Below are 17,305 nucleotides of genomic sequence, written 5' to 3'. Positions count from 1 at the left end.
ATATTTTGTTCAGTATAACTACTAAAAAATTCTTCTATAATTCTTTTATCTTTTAAGCTTCTTCAAGTTCATCAATCTCAACTTTCAAATTCTTGATAATAAACTCTTGTCTGTCTGGCGTGTTTTTCCCCATATAGAAAGATAACAACTGCTCAATCGAAGTATTTTTATCCATCATAACTGGATCAAGACGGATGGTATCTCCAATAAAATTTTTAAACTCATCTGGCGAAATCTCTCCCAAACCTTTAAATCGAGTGATTTCTGGTTTTGGTTTTAGTTTTTCGATGGCGTCTTTTCTTTCTTCTTCAGAATAACAGTAAATTGTTTCCTTTTTATTACGAACCCTAAAAAGCGGTGTTTGTAAAATATACAAATGTCCTTCTTTGATTAACTCAGGAAAAAACTGCAAAAAGAAAGTAATTAATAACAAACGAATGTGCATTCCATCGACATCGGCATCGGTTGCAATTACAATGTTGTTGTAACGCAGTTTTTCTAATCCGTCTTCTATATCAAGTGCCGCTTGCAATAAGTTGAATTCTTCGTTCTCATACACAATTTTCTTCGTCATTCCGTATGAATTCAAAGGCTTACCACGTAAACTGAAAACCGCTTGTGTATTTACATCACGCGATTTTGTAATTGATCCGGAAGCCGAATCTCCCTCGGTAATAAAAAGCGTACTTTCTAAGTTTCTTGGGTTTTTGGTATCTGGAAGATGCGCTCGGCAGTCTCTTAATTTTTTATTGTGAAGATTGGCTTTTTTAGCACGATCTGTTGCCAGTTTTCTAATTCCTGATAATTCTTTACGCTCGCGTTCTGCCTGAAGAATTTTACGCAGTAAAGCTTCCGCAGTTGTTGGATTTTTATGCAGGTAATTATCCAGTTTCGTTTTAATAAAATCGTTAACGAAAGTACGAACAGAAACCGCTGGTGTTCCATCGTCAGAACCCATATCTGTAGAACCCAATTTTGTTTTGGTCTGAGACTCAAAAACCGGTTCCATCACTTTAATACTAATCGCACTCACAATCGATTTACGGACGTCTGATGCTTCGAAATTCTTATTGTAAAACTCACGAATAGTTTTTACAACAGCTTCACGATAAGCCGCTAAGTGCGTTCCTCCTTGTGTTGTATTTTGTCCATTGACAAAAGAGTGATATTCTTCGCTGTATTGCGTTTTACTGTGCGTAAGCGCAACTTCGATATCATGCTCTTTTAAGTGGATAATTGGATATTCTAAATCATCTTCGCTGATTGTTTCTTCTAATAAATCACGAAGTCCGTTTTCTGAATAATATTTTTCTCCGTTAAAAATAATAGTCAAACCATTGTTTAAGTAACAATAGTTTTTAACCATTTTGATAACGTACTCTAAACGGAATTTATAGTTTTTGAAGATTGTTTCGTCTGGCGTAAAAGTCACTTTTGTTCCTTTACGTTTTGTAGTTTCAATTATGTCTTCTTCTGAAACTAAATTTCCTGCCGAAAACTCTGCCGCTTTTTGTTTATCATCACGAACAGATTCTACACGAAAATAATTCGAAAGCGCATTTACCGCTTTTGTTCCGACACCGTTCAAACCAACCGATTTCTGGAAAGCTTTAGAATCGTACTTTCCTCCTGTATTCATTTTCGAAACTACATCAACCACTTTTCCTAACGGAATTCCACGTCCATAATCACGAACCGAAACCGTTTTATCCTTGATAGTCACTTCAATAGTTTTTCCAGAGCCCATTACGAACTCATCGATACAGTTGTCTAAAACCTCTTTTAATAGAATATAAATACCATCATCTGGAGAAGAACCATCTCCAAGTTTTCCGATATACATTCCGGGACGCATACGGATATGTTCTTTCCAATCAAGTGAACGAATATTATCTTCGGTATATTGATTTTGCTCTAGCATATGTGAATTTAGGATTTTTTGCTAATGTACCATTTCTTAACAAAAAATGAAAGCGTATTTTCTTTTTGTTATGAATAATAACAGTTTAAATTCTATTTAAATTGATTTTAAAATAAAACAGAGGCTAAAAATATTAAAAAACTGCTTTTTCAGCAAAGAAATACTATTTGATTCCCAGTACTTCCTTCGCTAAAGCAATCATTTCGGGCGTTCCCGTATTTTTGTTTTTTTCATCAGAAAGTTTTACAACGCCCTGCCAATGTAAATTATCAGGTTTTGTATCCGTCAATTTAATTACCATATTCATCGCAGGAAGACCAACATCATTCGTGAAATTCGTTCCAATACCGAAGGACATTTTTATTTTATCCTGACAAAAATCAACGATCGCTTTTACTTTTTCGTAATTAAGAGAATCCGAAAAAACAATGACTTTCGATTTCGGGTCAATTCCCATTTTGGTATAATGCGAAATCACTTTTTGAGCAAACTCAATTGGATCGCCGCTGTCATGTCGAACGCCATCAAAAAGTTTGGAGTATTTTTTATCAAACTGATTGAAAAATATTTCTGTAGTATAAGTATCTGTAAGAGCAATTCCGAGGTCTCCGCCGTAAACTTGTGTCCAATGTTCCAAACTTATCAAATTGGCCATTTTAAAACCATATTGTGCAGCATGAAACATAAACCATTCGTGTGCATGAGTTCCCAACGGACGCTTATTATTGAGCATTGCAAAATGCACATTACTGGTTCCCATAAAACTCTGACCTCCAAAAGTATTCAAGGTTTCATTAACAAGAGCATGAACATCATAAGAATGACGACGTCTTGTACCGAATTCTAAAACGGAAACACCTAGTTTATTGTAATTGTCAATTTTATCTTTGGTAAGATCTTTAATTGCTTCATCATTTAAGCGAATTAAATGATTTGATTTATAAAACAGCTCCGAAATTAAAGACATTAAAGGAACTTCCCATAAAATTGTTCTGTACCAAAATCCTTCAATGGTAACTTTAATTTCTGAACCTTCCTGAGTAATTTGAACTTCAGAAGGATCAAAACTATATCCTTGCAAAAAGTCTAAATAAGTAGGATCAAGATATGGACAATAATGTGACAGATAATTTTTTTCTTCTTTTGTTAAGCGAAGATCGGCCAAAGCGTCAACAGAACGTCGAAGCAAATCTGCAAAACCTTCTGGAAAAACATGTTTTCCTCTATTTATAAATCCATAACGAACTTTTGCCTTTGGAAAAAGCCGTATTACAGCATGCTGCATTGTGAATTTATAAAAATCATTGTCTAAGATTGATTTCAAAAAAGTAGTCTCCATAGGTTATTAATTCAAATCCTGAATTGCTAAGATACGGCAATTCGATAAAAGGAGAAAACACTGCTAAATAAACCTTTTCAGGATTTACTTTTTAACTATTTTAAATGAAACAATACTGCTGGTATTTACATAAATAGTAATATAATCTCCTATGTTTTTGTCGTAAACTATTTGAAATTCTAAACTGCCTCGTTTTTCTCTTGAGTTTTGAATTTTAACGGGCTGATTTTTTTTATTGAGATAAAAAATTTGATCGGATTTTGAAACATTTTTAATTTCAAAAGTAATTTTATCGCCAAACTTTGCATCAATAATTCCAGAATCCGGCGATTTAACTTTATAATCTTCTTCTATTGTTTTATTATAAATTAAAGGCCCGTTAAGAAAATCTTCTTTACTTAGTTTATTTCCTAAATATGAGCCTGAATCAGGAAAATGTTTCGCGAAAAAATAATCAGGATTAGTATCAAAATAAATGGGAGTAAAATCATTAACCATTTTTCCTTTGTTACTGTCATAATATCCTTGTCCCCAAGTCACATCAACTAAGCGCCATTTTTTATCAATCAAAACAATATTCCAAGCATGATTTGAAGAAGTTGTTTTTCTTCCAATATCAGCCAATCTGGTTTTAGAATCTCCCCGAATTATTTCAGACTTAAGACCAACTAATTCAACCAAATGTTGGTACAAAGCTGTAAATCCTTCGCAAACTGCAATTCTAGAAGTAAAAGCTTTTTGAAGCATTTTATCATTCAAAGCTTTAATTTTTCGCTGCTTTTCTGCTTCTGTTGAATATGAAAAACCTTGTGATTTGGGCGGATTTAAAAAAGTACTGTAATCGTACTTTATATTAAAAGCCATCCAGCTGTAAATTGCTCTCGCTTTATCATAATCAGAACTAAAGTCTGTTTCAATTCTTTCCGCTAGTTTTTCTGTTGACGCAAATTTGTTCGGATATTTTGCAACTATTTTATCAACTTCACTAATTTTTTGAGCAAAAGTGTAATTCAAAAAAATACTGTTTAACAGTAAGAATATAAAAGCAATCTTTTTTTGCGGCATTGATTAAAAACTTGATTTGATAATATCTTTAAGTTCTTTATCTAACTCTGCATTTGAGATTTTATTTTCTTCTAAATCAAAATTCGCATTAAAAGCAGGCAATGAAAAAGTCGCTTTTATTTGTGCTCCATATCTTGGCAAAGCGTTATTTGCAATTTCTAAAACTGATGCACCGCCACGAACTCCAGGTGAAGTCGCTAATAATAACATTGGTTTATGCTGAAAAATTTCTTTCATTATCCTTGAACACCAATCAAAAAGATTTTTAAATGCTGATGAATAATTACCATTATTCTCTGCCAAAGAAACCACCAAAAGATCTGCACTTTCTATTTTAGCCAAAAAAGCTTTTGCAAGTTCATGCTGGCCAACATGTTTCTCTAAATCAACGCTAAACAAAGGCATTGCAAAATCATTTAAATCTAAAACTTCTACATCAGCATTTTCAAATAAACTTGATGCATAAGTTGCCAAATGTTTATTGATCGACTGTGTACTGTTACTTCCTCCAAAAGCTATTATTTTCATATCGTAGTATTTTTATTTTTTTTGAAACCATATAAGTTATATAAGTTCATTTGAAATTCTTTTTCTTCAATTTATGAAGTCAAACTTTAATTTACTTCTATAACTTACATGGTTTATTTTTTAGACGTTTTCAATTTCAAAAATCTCTTTTTGTATTTCTACAGAGTATTCATTTGGAGAAATACTGCCTCCAAAAGTTTTCGCATAAACCTTAGTGAATTCAGCTCCAAAATATAAAATAATAGCTGAGTAATACACCCAGACTAATATTATTATTACAGAACCAGCTGCACCATATACACTGGCAATTGTCGAATTTCCTAAATAAAGTCCGATCGCAAATTTACCTATCATAAATAAAATTGCGGTGCAGGAAGCGCCAATAAAAGCATCTTTCCATTTGATAACTCCGTCAGGTAAAGTTCGGAATATAATCGCAAAAAGCAACGTAATACTTGCTAAAACAATTACTAAATTTATAATATAAAACAAGTAAACAGTAGTATCTGGCAAATAAAGCTTTAATCGCGCATTTAAAACATCAAGTGTCGCATTGAGCATTAAACTGACAAGCATTAAGAATCCAACAGTTACAATCATAGAAAATGACATTATTCTGTTTTGAATAAACTTTTTCAGACCTTTATTGGGTTTTGCTCGTAATCCCCAAATATAATTGATTGAACTCTGAATTTCAGCAAAAACTCCTGAAGCTCCAATTAAGAGCATTATAACCCCAAAGACCGTTACAAATACATTACTGTCTGATAATTGAACATTTTTAATTGCTTCCTGAATTTGTACCGCAGCATTATTTCCAACCAATCTATTGATTTGACCATACAATTGCCCTGTAACTGCTTCTTCTCCAAAAAAAACGCCGCAAATAGTAATTATAATTATCAATAAAGGAGGTAATGCAAAAATGGTATAATAAGATAATGCTGCACTTAACTTTATAGCATTATCATCATTAAATTCTAAAAATGTTGTTTTTAATAAATACCAGGATTTTGAAAATACATTTTGATTTTTCATCTGCTCATTCTTTGAGATTCTCTCAAATTTAAGCATTTATGAAAAAAATCAATTCTTGTATTGTGATAGAATTTTATATTTTTTCCATGTCTCAGTTCGAGACTTTTTTATATTCCTGATCGTAACCTAGATTTTTAATTTTCAAAATATTTTTAAATTCCTTTCTTGTTGGTTTTATCAAATATGACATTGAATCTATCATTTTTGCTTTTATCGAAGTAACTGAGTCTAATTTCTTCAAGTCATCTGGCAAATAAATACTCTTAATTTTAAGAATACTCTTTTCTAATGACATTATTTTTATTCTCCAAAAAACAGAATCTCTTGTACTTAAAACTAACTGCCCATTTATACGTTTTATTTTCTGATTATACGACAATCTAAATAATGTATCTACTTCTTTTCTAGACAATTCAATTGAATCACCTTTTTTAAACACATCAAATTTATCTTGTGTATCCTTAGAAATTAACTTTCCGTCAACAAGATCAAATTCAGATTTTAAAGAATCTAGTTTTTGTCTGTGAATCCTGAACTTAAAATAATATTCTTTAGAAATTCTATAATCGTCAATTCTTAAAAGTGTAGAATCTGTGTTAATATATAATCCTTTAAATTTAGAAGGAAAACTATTTAGTTCAGAATCATGAATGGGTTGAGGGTTCTCAAAATAAAATGCTAAACCTTCATATTCTGCTGCTGCATCAGCTTTTTTACAAGAAATACTTATCGATATTATCGCTAAAAATAAAATCAGCTTTTTCATAACTCATTTATTTATAATGACAAAAAATCCCTTTATCATAAACCGTCCATAAACTCGCTTTTTGATTTGCTGCTTTCAAAGCGCAGTTTGCCCAAGTATTACAGGTATAAAAAAGACTATAACTTCCTTTTGCTTCATAAAAGGCGTCCTTTTTTCCATAACTGTGACCTTCAATCCATTCTGGTTTTGTTGAATTATTAAAACTATCAGAGATATAAGTAACTAAGTTTTGATAATTCTCTCTCGAAATTAAAATACGTTTGCAATCCTCTCCTTCTCGCAATTGCTTATAAAATGTAGTATGCATCGCTGATGAACTTACTCCAAATGCGGCCTTTAATGCTGTGCTCGCTTTTAAGTCAGACCATTCTGGCGTATCGAGATAAAAACCTTTGTCGCCCCAGCCAAAAGCAACAAAATTCATTATTGAATCTTTTGATTGGGTTTGACTAAATTGAATTTCATTTCGCCAGTCTTTGATTTCATTTTTTATCGGAACGACAATGTCAGTATGAACTCCGTTTGAAAGTATGTAAATAGGAACAGCATTTTGCTCTTCAACTTGAGCAATATCTGAATTTACGGTTATTTTAGAAATCAGATAAACTGAAAGTATGTATAAAACAAGAAAGCTGAAGATTCCTAAAAGTGTCCAGCCTAGAAATTTGAAAGTTTTTTTTAGCATTTTGATTGGTTTTTAGATTAGTTATTGGTTAATTTTTCTGTAACCAATTTTTGAGCCAAAAATTTAATTGCTAAAATTTATCTCTCACAGATTTTGCAGATCGAGCAGATTTATTCCTATTTTTTGTTATCCTGAGCGATCCCGACAATAGAAACGTAAATAAAAAAAACTGCTGAATTTCTCCAGCAGTTTTAATCTATTCTCTTTCTTCTTTATTCTATTTTCTAAAAAAAGACTAAACGTTGAAACGGAAGTGCATTACATCACCATCTTTTACAACATATTCTTTTCCTTCAACTTTAAATTTTCCTGCTTCTTTTGCTTTTGCTTCAGAACCGTATTGCACGTAATCTTCGTATGAAATCACTTCTGCACGAATAAAACCTTTTTCAAAATCAGTGTGAATAACTCCAGCAGCTTGTGGCGCTGTAGCTCCAATATTGATTGTCCAAGCACGAACTTCTTTTACTCCAGCAGTAAAGTAAGTTTGCTGTTTTAATAATTTGTAAGCTGCACGAATTAAAACTGATGCTCCCGGCTCAGTTAATCCCATATCTTCTAGGAAAACCTGACGCTCTTCGTAGCTTTCTAATTCTGTAATATCAGCTTCTGCTCCTACTGAAAGAATAATAACTTCAGCTTCTTCATCTTTTACTAATTCGCGAACTTGATCAACGTATTTATTTCCGTTTACTGCTGAACTTTCGTCAACATTACAAACGTATAAAACTGGTTTTGCAGTAATTAATTGAAAAGCTTCCATAAGAACTTCTTCATCATTATTTTGAGGAATAATTGTTCTTGCAGATTTTGCTTGCAAAAGAGCTTCTCTAATTCTGTTCAACAAAGCTTCTTCAGTTTGAGCTTCTTTGTTTCCGGTTTTTGCAGCACGTTTTACTTTCTCTAAACGTTTTTCGATCGTTTCTAAGTCTTTTAACTGCAATTCGATATCGATAGTTTCTTTATCACGAATTGGGTTTACATTTCCGTCAACGTGTACAATATTATCATTATCAAAACAACGCAAAACGTGAATAATTGCATTACACTCTCTAATGTTTCCTAAAAACTGATTTCCAAGACCTTCACCTTTACTTGCACCTTTTACCAAACCTGCAATATCTACTATATCTACCGTTGCCATTTGTACACGCTCTGGTTTTACCAATTCTTCCAATTTATTGATTCTTGGATCTGGAACGTTTACAACACCAATATTAGGTTCGATTGTACAAAACGGAAAGTTAGCACTTTGCGCTTTTGCATTAGATAAACAATTAAATAATGTTGATTTTCCAACATTTGGTAATCCTACAATTCCTGCTTTCATCTGTTGTTTCTATTTATTTTTATTAGACTCCAAATTTCTAGAGTCAAGCCACTAAGCGGTATTACTTAATGGATTATAATTTTAAGTTTTTCTTTCTCTTTATGCCAAATTGATATTTTTGGACTTTAAAATTTTGCAAATATAAGATTTAATAGCTCTTAAGCGAAGTAAAAATGTTTATTAATAAAATTACTTTTATTCAGCAGCTTAATTTTTTTCAAAACTCGAGAAATCATGCTTCTAAATAATAATTTTACACAAAAAAATCCTGAATAGACTTCAGGATTTTTTTGTCATTTTAATCAAAACTACATTTTAAACTCTAACGAACTTACAATTGCTTTTTCTTCATCTGTTGCAGTTAATCCTGAAATATCCCAATAATTGGTCAGGATTTTGTTCTTTTTATTAAAAAGCGATTTCTCTTTAAAAACATCGCTTTCCTTATAAGTAAAATTTTGTTTATTAAAGCTTGTTGTTGTAAAACTATTACGCACTTGAATCTTTTTAACTGCATCTTTTAAAATAAGATTATAAGCTATTTCCTCGTTTGAGCTCAACAAATAATAATTCTTGCCATCAAATCTATAATCTACTTTTACAAAAGACTTCGTAATATTCTTTGAATTTACTGTCGTCTTTTCTTCTATTTTATCAATATTTTTCGGCGTTGCATCAATTGTGAACTCTAGGATAAGTTTCTTTTCTGGATCGTAAATAATTTCAAAACTATCAATCGCTTCTTTTGCTTTATCCAAAGGTGTAATTGTCATTACATAATAATCTTTATTGTTAGAATGGCCTTTTATAATAAAATCGTATTCCTTCTTTGCTTTTGGATTTAAAAGTGGTTCAAAATATTTTAAATTCGAATAATTTTCCATGATATTATTCAAATTATATCCTTTTAAATCTGCACTTACATCTGTATCTAATATCCCGTAAGATCTGTTTTGCTCTACAAGAAGTGTTGTTGTCGCTTTTTTCTGATCTCCAACAAACTGAAAATTCACAAGCCCGTCATTATAATAAGAATACTGATTGTCAAGCATAAAAAACTCCTTAACATATACTTTCAGTCTATAAGATGCTGCCAACATATGCACAGAATTGGAAACTATTTTTTGAAGTACTTTTTGAGGAGACTGTTTAGACAAAACAACTTCATCTAATTTATTATCCTTATTGTTTAAGTAAATTACAAAATCACTTTCTTTTAAGGAAGCCCATCGAATGGTCAGGCTCTCATAATTAGTTTCAGAAACCTGTATGTTAGATCCTCCACTTAACATAAAAACAGCTTTACCATCTTTATTAGTTAATAAAATCTGTTTGGTTTTCAAAACAACAATCGTTGCATTTTCAACAGGTAACTCCGTTTCTACATCTTTTACAATTATTGAATGTTCCTCATTTTGTGCAGAAATACTAGTACCGAATAATACAATACATAGAAGTATAATTTTCCTCATAGGCAATCTTAAATTTTCAACTAAAGTATTAATTTTATTCTTACAAATTAAAAAAACAAAAATCAAAACACTAAAAACCAACAAAATAGCCCATTTACAAAACCTCAAATTTTGAGCAAAAAAAATCCCGAACGTAATGTTCAGGATTTTTTTTTATCATTTATTCAGAAAGATTATGCATCTCCGTGTAAAAACGCTTGTCTATTTAACAAGGTTTCTTCATCTTCTACATGATTATCATCTGGTACACAACAATCAACAGGACATACAGCAGCACATTGAGGTTCATCATGAAAACCTTTACATTCTGTACATTTTCCTGGAACAATATAATAGATTTCGTCAGAAATTGGAGTTTGTGCATCTTCTGCATCAACTTCAGTTCCGTCTGGTAAAATTACTTTTCCTGAAAGACTAGTTCCGTCTTTGTATCTCCAATCATCAGCTCCTTCATAAATTGCTGTATTTGGGCATTCTGGTTCGCAAGCCCCACAATTAATACATTCGTCTGTTATAATTATTGCCATTTTATTCTTGATTTCGAGTTAAAAGTTATCAGATTTCCATTAAAAATGTCAAACATTTTATTCGGCTTTGCCTTATAACTTAATATAGCTTATTTTTGTGCAAAATTACAATCAAAACCTTTCATATACAAACATTATGACATTAGAAACAAAAAAAAGTGTTTTTGTTGAATTAGGAAAATTTTTAAGTCAGTTTTCTGAAAAGGAATCCGTGAAAAAATCTGACGTTTTACACAATGAAACTTTTTTTAATGATTTTGAAAAACTAATAACATTATCACAATCTCACAATGGCTGGTATACTCCTGAACAGGTTTTCTTTGCCATAAAATCATGGGCGGATGCTCTAACGAAAGAAAACATTGAAAAATGGCTTTCCAATTATTCATCTGAATTTGCTCAAAACGATAAAAAAGAAAAAACTGTTGCCTTAATTCTAGCTGGAAATATCCCGTTAGTTGGTTTTCATGATTTTTTATCTGTTATAATTACTGGAAACAGAGCTTTAATAAAAACGTCTTCAAATGACCAGCATTTATTGCCTTTTTTAGCCAAATATTTAATTGCTGTTGATGAAAATTTAAAAGATAAAATCACTTTCGTTGAAGGAAAATTAGAAAATTTTGATGCTGTAATCGCTACAGGAAGCAACAATACAGCACGATATTTTGAGTATTATTTTAAAGACAAACCTTCAATTATCAGAAAAAATAGAAATTCGGCTGCAGTGCTGAATGGAAAAGAAACTCATGAAGAATTAGAAGCTTTAGGTGAAGATATTTTTAGATATTTTGGTTTAGGATGCCGCAATGTTTCTAAACTTTTTGTACCAAAAGGCTATTCATTTGATGCTTTCTTTCAAGCTGTTTTTAAATATCAGGATGTTATTCATTATGAAAAATATGCTAACAACTACGATTACAACAAAGCGGTTTTTTTAATGAGTAATTTTAAATTGCTGGATAATGGCTTTTTGACTCTGAAAGAAGATTCTAGTTATGCCTCACCTATTTCGAGTGTTTTTTATGAACATTATGAAGATCTTGAAAGTTTACAAAATCGACTTGAAGCTGACGAAGAGCAAATACAATGTATTGTAAGTAATAATTTGATTAAAAACAGTACTGCATTTGGTCAAACTCAAAATCCGCAATTGTGGGATTATGCAGATAACGTTGATACTATAACGTTTTTGTTAACAACAAAGTAATAAAATGTTCAAATATTTCGAATAATTTATCGCTTTTTCAGCTCCTATTGCCGAAATTTGCGTTTTTAAAATTTCGACTATTAACAACAACCATGAAAAAACACAACTACAGCGCAGGACCAAGTATTTTACCTCAGGAAGTTTTTGAGAAGGCATCAAAAGCAGTTTTAAATTTTAACGATTCAGGATTATCGATTCTTGAAATTTCACACCGAAGCAAAGATTTCGTTGCTGTAATGGATGAAGCTCGTTCGCTTGCTTTAGAATTGTTAGGACTTCAAGGAAAAGGATATCAAGCCTTATTTTTACAAGGCGGTGCAAGTACAGCATTCTTAATGGCTCCTTACAACTTGATGAAAGAAAATGGAAAAGCAGCTTATTTAGATTCAGGAACTTGGGCAGCGGCAGCGATTAAAGAAGCTAAGTTTTTTGGAGAAACTGTTATCGTAGGATCTTCAAAAGAAGAAAATTACAACCATATTCCAAAAGGATACGAAATACCATCTGATGCAGATTATTTTCACTGCACAAGTAATAATACCATTTTTGGAACTCAAATGAAAGACTTTCCAGCAACTAACGTTCCTGTTGTCTGCGATATGAGTTCTGATATTTTTTCACGCCAATTAGATTTCTCAAAATTTGATTTAATTTATGCTGGAGCTCAAAAAAACATGGGACCTGCAGGAACTACTTTGGTAGTAATTAAAGAAGAAATTTTAGAGAAAAACGGAAGAGCAATTCCTAGTATGTTAGATTACGCTAAACATATTAAAGCAGAAAGTATGTACAATACTCCGCCTGTTTTTGCAGTATATGTTTCGTTATTAACTTTACAATGGATTAAAGAAAAAGGCGGAATTGCAGCTGTTGAGAAATTAAACGATGCAAAAGCAGCTTTACTTTATGCTGAAATCGACAGAAACCCATTATTCAAAGGTGCAGCTGCTCTAGAAGATCGTTCTAATATGAATGTAACTTTCTTATTGAACAATGCTGATCATACTGCAACATTTGATGCTTTATGGAAAGAAGCAGGAATTTCTGGATTGCCAGGACACCGTTCTGTTGGCGGTTACAGAGCTTCTATTTACAATGCGATGCCAATTGAAAGCGTTCAGGTTTTAGTTGATGTAATGAAAGCATTAGAATCTAAAGTTTAATTTTTTTTCGGTTAATCGTTAATTTGTTTAACTGTTTAATCGTCAAAAAATACTTCCTTTAAAATATCAAAAAAGAAAAATCAAATAGCTGGTTTATCGATTAAACAATTTAACGATTAACCAAATAAACACACAACACACAATGAAAGTATTAGCTAATGACGGAATTTCTAAAAGTGGAATTCTAGCCTTAGAAAAAGGTGGTTTTGAAGTTATAACTACAAAAGTAGCACAAGAACAAGTAGCAAATTTTGTAAACGAAAACAATGTAGACGTAGTTTTAGTTCGTTCTGCAACTAAAGTTCGTAAAGATATTATTGATGCTTGTCCTGGTCTAAAAATTATTGGCCGCGGTGGAGTTGGTATGGACAATATCGATGTTGACTATGCTAAAAGCAAAGGAATTCATGTAATTAATACTCCTGCTTCATCATCAGAATCTGTTGCTGAACTTGTATTTGGACACTTATTTTCTGGTGTGCGTTTCTTGCATGATTCTAACAGAAATATGCCTCTTGAAGGAGATTCAAACTTTGACGGTTTGAAAAAAGCTTACGCAAATGGAACTGAATTAAGAGGTAAAACTCTTGGTATTGTTGGTATTGGACGTATTGGTCAAGCTACTGCAAAAATGGCGCTTGGTTTAGGTATGAAAGTTATCGCTGCAGATAGTTTTATTCCGCAAGTTGATGTAAAAGTTGAGTTTTTTGATGGACAATCTATCACGACTACAATCGTTTCTCAATCATTAGAATCATTGTTTAAAGAAGCTGATTTCATTACATTACACGTTCCTGCTCAAAATGGTTATATCATTGGAGAAAAAGAACTTGAAATCATGAAAGATGGTGTTGGAATCGTAAACTGTGCTCGCGGTGGAGTTATCGATGAAGTAGCTTTAGTAAAAGCTTTAGATTCAGGAAAAGTTGCTTTTGCTGGTTTAGATGTTTTCGAAAGCGAACCAAAACCAGAAATGGCAATTTTAATGCACTCTAAAATTTCTCTTACACCGCACATTGGTGCTGCAACAGGAGAAGCACAAGACAGAATTGGTACTGAATTAGCTTCACAAATTATTACTTTATTAAGCTAATTAATTATATCTAAATTATTTAGGAGGGATTTATTAACATCGTTTAATAAATCCCTTTCTTTTTTTGATTAAATTTGAGTTCTAATCTAAACTCTTTTAATCATGTTTGAACAATTAACACAATTAGTACAGCAATACGGAGGTAACGCTGTTGTTAACAATACAGCAATCCCAAATGAGCACAATGAAGCAGTAATAAGCGAAACAAGTACTTCAATATTTGCAGGCTTGCAAAAAATTGCATCTGAAGGCGGCGGTGAGCAGCTTGCAGGTTTGTTTAACGGAAGTTCTCCAATAGACAGTTCAAATCCTGTAGTACAGCAAATCACGCAGCAATTAACTGGGAGCTTGGGCGAAAAATTCGGTTTAAGCAGTGCCGATTCTTCTGGTGTTGCTTCAAGCATGATTCCGCAAATCTTAAATTCTTTAGTAAATAAAGCAAAAGATCCAAACGACAGTAGTTTTCAAATTACAGATATTATCAGTTCAATTTCTGGAAACAGCGGACAGGCTTCAAATATTATGGACACTATTTCTAAATACGGAATGCAATTTGGCCTAGACCAAAATAACGATGGAAAAGTAGACATTGCTGATGCTGCAGCTTTAACCAAAAGCGGCGGATTTAGCGGCTTACTTGGAAAATTATTCGGAAGTAAATAAGACTTTTTGGTTCCAAAGTTATAAAGGAACATCGGTTTAAAAGATAAATTATAAATGCTGTTTTGCTAAAAGTAAAACAGCATTTTTTAGTAAAAAACACTTCTAAACATTTACGGCTTCAAGGATCTTTACCTCTTATACAAAAGTTAAATAACAAGCTCTTCTGCTGATTTATTCGTAAATTTAGGCTACAATTTCAGATACCATGAAAAAATATATTTCCATATTCATTTTTATTCTTACGATAGTTGCATGTTCAACGGCATCAAAAAATGTCGCTGTCGCTGACAATCCTGTTAAAAAAGGAAATGATACTGTTAGAATTGCAAATGATTCGTTAGAATATGAAGTTATAATAATAGACAACGGCTTTAATACCTGGCTTGCTTCTAGAGCTTATCCAAGAAATTATCTTTCCTTATCGTATTTAGAAAATAAAAATTATTTATATGTAACTGAATGGAATAACAGAGTTCTGCAGCCGCAGCGTTACAATCCAAATTTATACGAAATGACGATCGATTATCGACGAGATATACATTATGGCTACGAAGTAAATTATCTTATCTATAATTATATGATTTATTTTCAAAATACTTACAAACAAAAGCTTTGGGGTTATGTCCCATCAAGATAATATAGTATATTTGTAATCATTACAAATAGCAATGAATAGATTAAAGAAACGTTGGGGAATAACCTCAAATCTACAAGCCATTATTATACTTATAGTTTTTGCCATTACAGGATCGGCATCTGCTTGGCTCTCTAAGCCTTTTTGCATTTGGTTAGGTATTACCAAAGAAGATTTTGGCTTTTGGTTTAACTTAATTCGTCTTATTATTATTTTTCCAATTTATCAAGTTTTATTGGTCGCTATTGGAACCATTTTCGGGCAATTCAAATTCTTTTGGAACTTCGAAAAGAAAATGCTCAAGAACATGGGACTAGGTTTCTTGTTTAAAGACTAAATTTTCATACGTTCCTTCGAAAAGAAATACGTATAAATCCAAGTAAGTGTAAAAGAAGGAATAATGTCTGTAAACGGAATTATTTCTTCAAGAAAAGTCAAAACTCCAGCCACTTTTCCAATACGTCCTTTATACATTCTGCTCATAATAAGAGCCGCAATTGGCGCCCAAATAACATCTGAAAACTCGCCGATTAAAGGAATCGAAAATGAAATCATACCAATTCCATCCAAAATTAATCCAATTATTAATTTTGACATTCTGTTATCTTCTACAATTGTTGTTTCTTCTATTTCCATCATATCCACAATTATTTTTTTCTAACTACTGCAAATAATACACCAAAATTTCCGTCAGTTTGAATCCACTTTTCCGACGGAACATAAGCTCTCGATACAAAACCGTATAAATACAGCGCATTTCTGCATCCTAAGCTTTTAAAATAAGCCGCAAAATCATAAAAATTTATTTCATTTTTAGACAAAACAAAAACTACATTTCCATTTGGCAGAATCCCAACTCCGTTTCTAATATTTAAGTTAGACGACCCTTCTTTAAATTCTGGATGTATTTTTCCATCAATAATCAACATAGGACCAGATTGCGTTGCATACTTTATTGTTGTATTATTTTTAAACTGTTCCGTTTTACAAATTGCAGGTACATTTCCAGTCGTTAAATAAAATACTCCATTAGGTTTTAAATAAAAATTTCCAACATCGCTTGTTGTATCTAATGCTCCCAATGTTTTTTGCTTCTCAATATAAAGTCCTTGAGGCGAATTCTCTTTATTATACATTCCTGCATTCATCGCAAAATCTAAAACCAGATTTTGTTTTTCAATCCAGTCTTTTAAATTCTGAATACTTTTAAATTTTTCACCATTCTCGTTTTTCCAAAACAATCTTAAATCCTGCTTTTTAGCATCAATCGTATACACTACAAAAGAATTTCTATCATAAACTTTTGCACTTATAAAAATGATCAATATTGCCGCTATAAGTAGCAATAACTTTAATTTTATATTTAGTAAAACCTTCATAGACACCTTATAAAATTTCATTACTAATTTATATTCTTTTTTGCACAACCCACCTATTTAGTACATTAAAAATGTTATTCATAAAATTCTGTTACAACCCATTTTTATATCGATAGATTCTTTGTTTCTTTGTAAAAACAGTTTCACTACATGATACACGCAAAAAACATACATAAATTCTACGATAAACTTGAAGTTTTAAAGGGAGTTGATTTACATATTAAAAAAGGCGAAATTGTTTCGATCGTTGGAGCTTCTGGTGCAGGAAAAACGACTTTATTACAAATTTTAGGAACTTTAGACAAACCTGACAGTAATCCTGATTCATCATTAACGATCAATGGCGAAAATGTTTTGAAACTGCAAGATGTTGAAACCGACAATTCAAAAGAAGAGAGAACATTTAAAATCATTACTTGGACAAGTTCTATTTATATCATAATTCTAGCTGTTTTTTTACTGTTTTTCAGAACTAAAATTTTCGACGAAATA

The 17,305-nt window shown here is 31.7% G+C and carries 18 protein-coding genes and 1 pseudogene; 7 read left to right on the top strand and 12 right to left on the bottom strand.

Annotated features, from left to right (window positions below):
• Positions 1 to 52 precede the first annotated feature (52 nt).
• From NLG42_RS12865 to NLG42_RS12820, 10 genes are all read right to left on the bottom strand, one after another.
• Complete coding sequence (locus NLG42_RS12865; RefSeq protein ID WP_089056640.1) at positions 53 to 1,921, bottom strand: DNA topoisomerase IV subunit B; 1,869 nt, start codon at positions 1,919 to 1,921, stop codon at positions 53 to 55.
• A gap of 163 nt (positions 1,922 to 2,084) precedes the next feature.
• Positions 2,085 to 3,260 (bottom strand): nicotinate phosphoribosyltransferase, encoded by a 1,176-nt coding sequence (gene pncB / locus NLG42_RS12860; protein ID WP_089056639.1) that lies wholly within the window; start codon positions 3,258 to 3,260, stop codon positions 2,085 to 2,087.
• A gap of 84 nt (positions 3,261 to 3,344) precedes the next feature.
• On the bottom strand, positions 3,345 to 4,274 hold the full coding sequence (locus NLG42_RS12855) for a transglutaminase domain-containing protein (protein WP_257681239.1): 930 nt from the start codon (positions 4,272 to 4,274) through the stop codon (positions 3,345 to 3,347).
• Positions 4,275 to 4,328: 54 nt separating this feature from the next.
• Positions 4,329 to 4,853 (bottom strand): NADPH-dependent FMN reductase, encoded by a 525-nt coding sequence (locus NLG42_RS12850; RefSeq protein WP_089056637.1) that lies wholly within the window; start codon positions 4,851 to 4,853, stop codon positions 4,329 to 4,331.
• A gap of 120 nt (positions 4,854 to 4,973) precedes the next feature.
• Positions 4,974 to 5,891 carry a YihY/virulence factor BrkB family protein gene (locus tag NLG42_RS12845; RefSeq protein ID WP_089056663.1) on the bottom strand — a complete coding sequence of 306 codons (918 nt, stop codon included), beginning with the start codon at positions 5,889 to 5,891 and terminating at the stop codon, positions 4,974 to 4,976.
• 91 nt (positions 5,892 to 5,982) lie between these two features.
• Positions 5,983 to 6,657 (bottom strand): hypothetical protein, encoded by a 675-nt coding sequence (locus tag NLG42_RS12840; RefSeq protein WP_257681238.1) that lies wholly within the window; start codon positions 6,655 to 6,657, stop codon positions 5,983 to 5,985.
• A 7-nt stretch (positions 6,658 to 6,664) separates the two neighbouring features.
• On the bottom strand, positions 6,665 to 7,342 hold the full coding sequence (locus tag NLG42_RS12835; RefSeq protein ID WP_257681237.1) for a TIGR02117 family protein: 678 nt from the start codon (positions 7,340 to 7,342) through the stop codon (positions 6,665 to 6,667).
• Positions 7,343 to 7,577: 235 nt separating this feature from the next.
• Positions 7,578 to 8,672 (bottom strand): redox-regulated ATPase YchF, encoded by a 1,095-nt coding sequence (gene ychF / locus NLG42_RS12830; protein ID WP_089052424.1) that lies wholly within the window; start codon positions 8,670 to 8,672, stop codon positions 7,578 to 7,580.
• 308 nt (positions 8,673 to 8,980) lie between these two features.
• Positions 8,981 to 10,144 (bottom strand): hypothetical protein, encoded by a 1,164-nt coding sequence (locus tag NLG42_RS12825; protein WP_257681236.1) that lies wholly within the window; start codon positions 10,142 to 10,144, stop codon positions 8,981 to 8,983.
• Between the two features lie 173 nt (positions 10,145 to 10,317).
• Positions 10,318 to 10,671, bottom strand: a complete 354-nt coding sequence (locus tag NLG42_RS12820) for a 4Fe-4S dicluster domain-containing protein (protein ID WP_089056634.1) — start codon at positions 10,669 to 10,671, stop codon at positions 10,318 to 10,320.
• Between the two features lie 136 nt (positions 10,672 to 10,807).
• Here NLG42_RS12820 and NLG42_RS12815 point away from each other — a divergent pair, with 136 nt between their 5' ends.
• From NLG42_RS12815 to NLG42_RS12790, 6 genes are all read left to right on the top strand, one after another.
• A complete protein-coding gene (locus NLG42_RS12815; RefSeq protein ID WP_257681235.1) occupies positions 10,808 to 11,881 on the top strand; it encodes an acyl-CoA reductase in 1,074 nt (357 codons plus the stop codon).
• A 92-nt stretch (positions 11,882 to 11,973) separates the two neighbouring features.
• Positions 11,974 to 13,044, top strand: coding sequence for a 3-phosphoserine/phosphohydroxythreonine transaminase (gene serC / locus NLG42_RS12810; RefSeq protein ID WP_089056632.1), 1,071 nt, complete (start codon positions 11,974 to 11,976; stop codon positions 13,042 to 13,044).
• Between the two features lie 142 nt (positions 13,045 to 13,186).
• Positions 13,187 to 14,137 (top strand): D-2-hydroxyacid dehydrogenase, encoded by a 951-nt coding sequence (locus NLG42_RS12805; protein ID WP_089052428.1) that lies wholly within the window; start codon positions 13,187 to 13,189, stop codon positions 14,135 to 14,137.
• 102 nt (positions 14,138 to 14,239) lie between these two features.
• Positions 14,240 to 14,800, top strand: a complete 561-nt coding sequence (locus NLG42_RS12800) for a DUF937 domain-containing protein (protein WP_089056631.1) — start codon at positions 14,240 to 14,242, stop codon at positions 14,798 to 14,800.
• A gap of 205 nt (positions 14,801 to 15,005) precedes the next feature.
• Positions 15,006 to 15,437, top strand: coding sequence for a DUF6146 family protein (locus NLG42_RS12795; RefSeq protein ID WP_089056630.1), 432 nt, complete (start codon positions 15,006 to 15,008; stop codon positions 15,435 to 15,437).
• Between the two features lie 31 nt (positions 15,438 to 15,468).
• The gene (locus NLG42_RS12790) at positions 15,469 to 15,771 is read left to right on the top strand and encodes a DUF6787 family protein (RefSeq protein WP_089056629.1); all 303 of its coding nucleotides are present in this window, start codon (positions 15,469 to 15,471) and stop codon (positions 15,769 to 15,771) included.
• On the opposite strand, the gene NLG42_RS12785 is transcribed toward NLG42_RS12790, so the two are convergent.
• Both NLG42_RS12785 and NLG42_RS12780 read right to left on the bottom strand, forming a co-directional pair.
• Positions 15,768 to 16,070 (bottom strand): hypothetical protein, encoded by a 303-nt coding sequence (locus NLG42_RS12785; protein ID WP_165768028.1) that lies wholly within the window; start codon positions 16,068 to 16,070, stop codon positions 15,768 to 15,770. The genes NLG42_RS12790 and NLG42_RS12785 overlap by 4 nt on opposite strands.
• 11 nt (positions 16,071 to 16,081) lie before the next feature.
• Positions 16,082 to 16,813, bottom strand: a complete 732-nt coding sequence (locus NLG42_RS12780) for a phosphodiester glycosidase family protein (protein WP_257681234.1) — start codon at positions 16,811 to 16,813, stop codon at positions 16,082 to 16,084.
• 150 nt (positions 16,814 to 16,963) lie between these two features.
• Between NLG42_RS12780 and NLG42_RS24435 the strand changes: the two are divergent.
• Positions 16,964 to 17,176: pseudogene (locus NLG42_RS24435) on the top strand (ATP-binding cassette domain-containing protein); the annotation flags it as partial.
• Positions 17,177 to 17,305 lie beyond the last annotated feature (129 nt).

Source organism: Flavobacterium plurextorum (assembly GCF_024638035.1).
Taxonomy (GTDB): domain Bacteria; phylum Bacteroidota; class Bacteroidia; order Flavobacteriales; family Flavobacteriaceae; genus Flavobacterium; species Flavobacterium plurextorum.
This window is presented reverse-complemented; position numbering and strand designations above follow the sequence as displayed.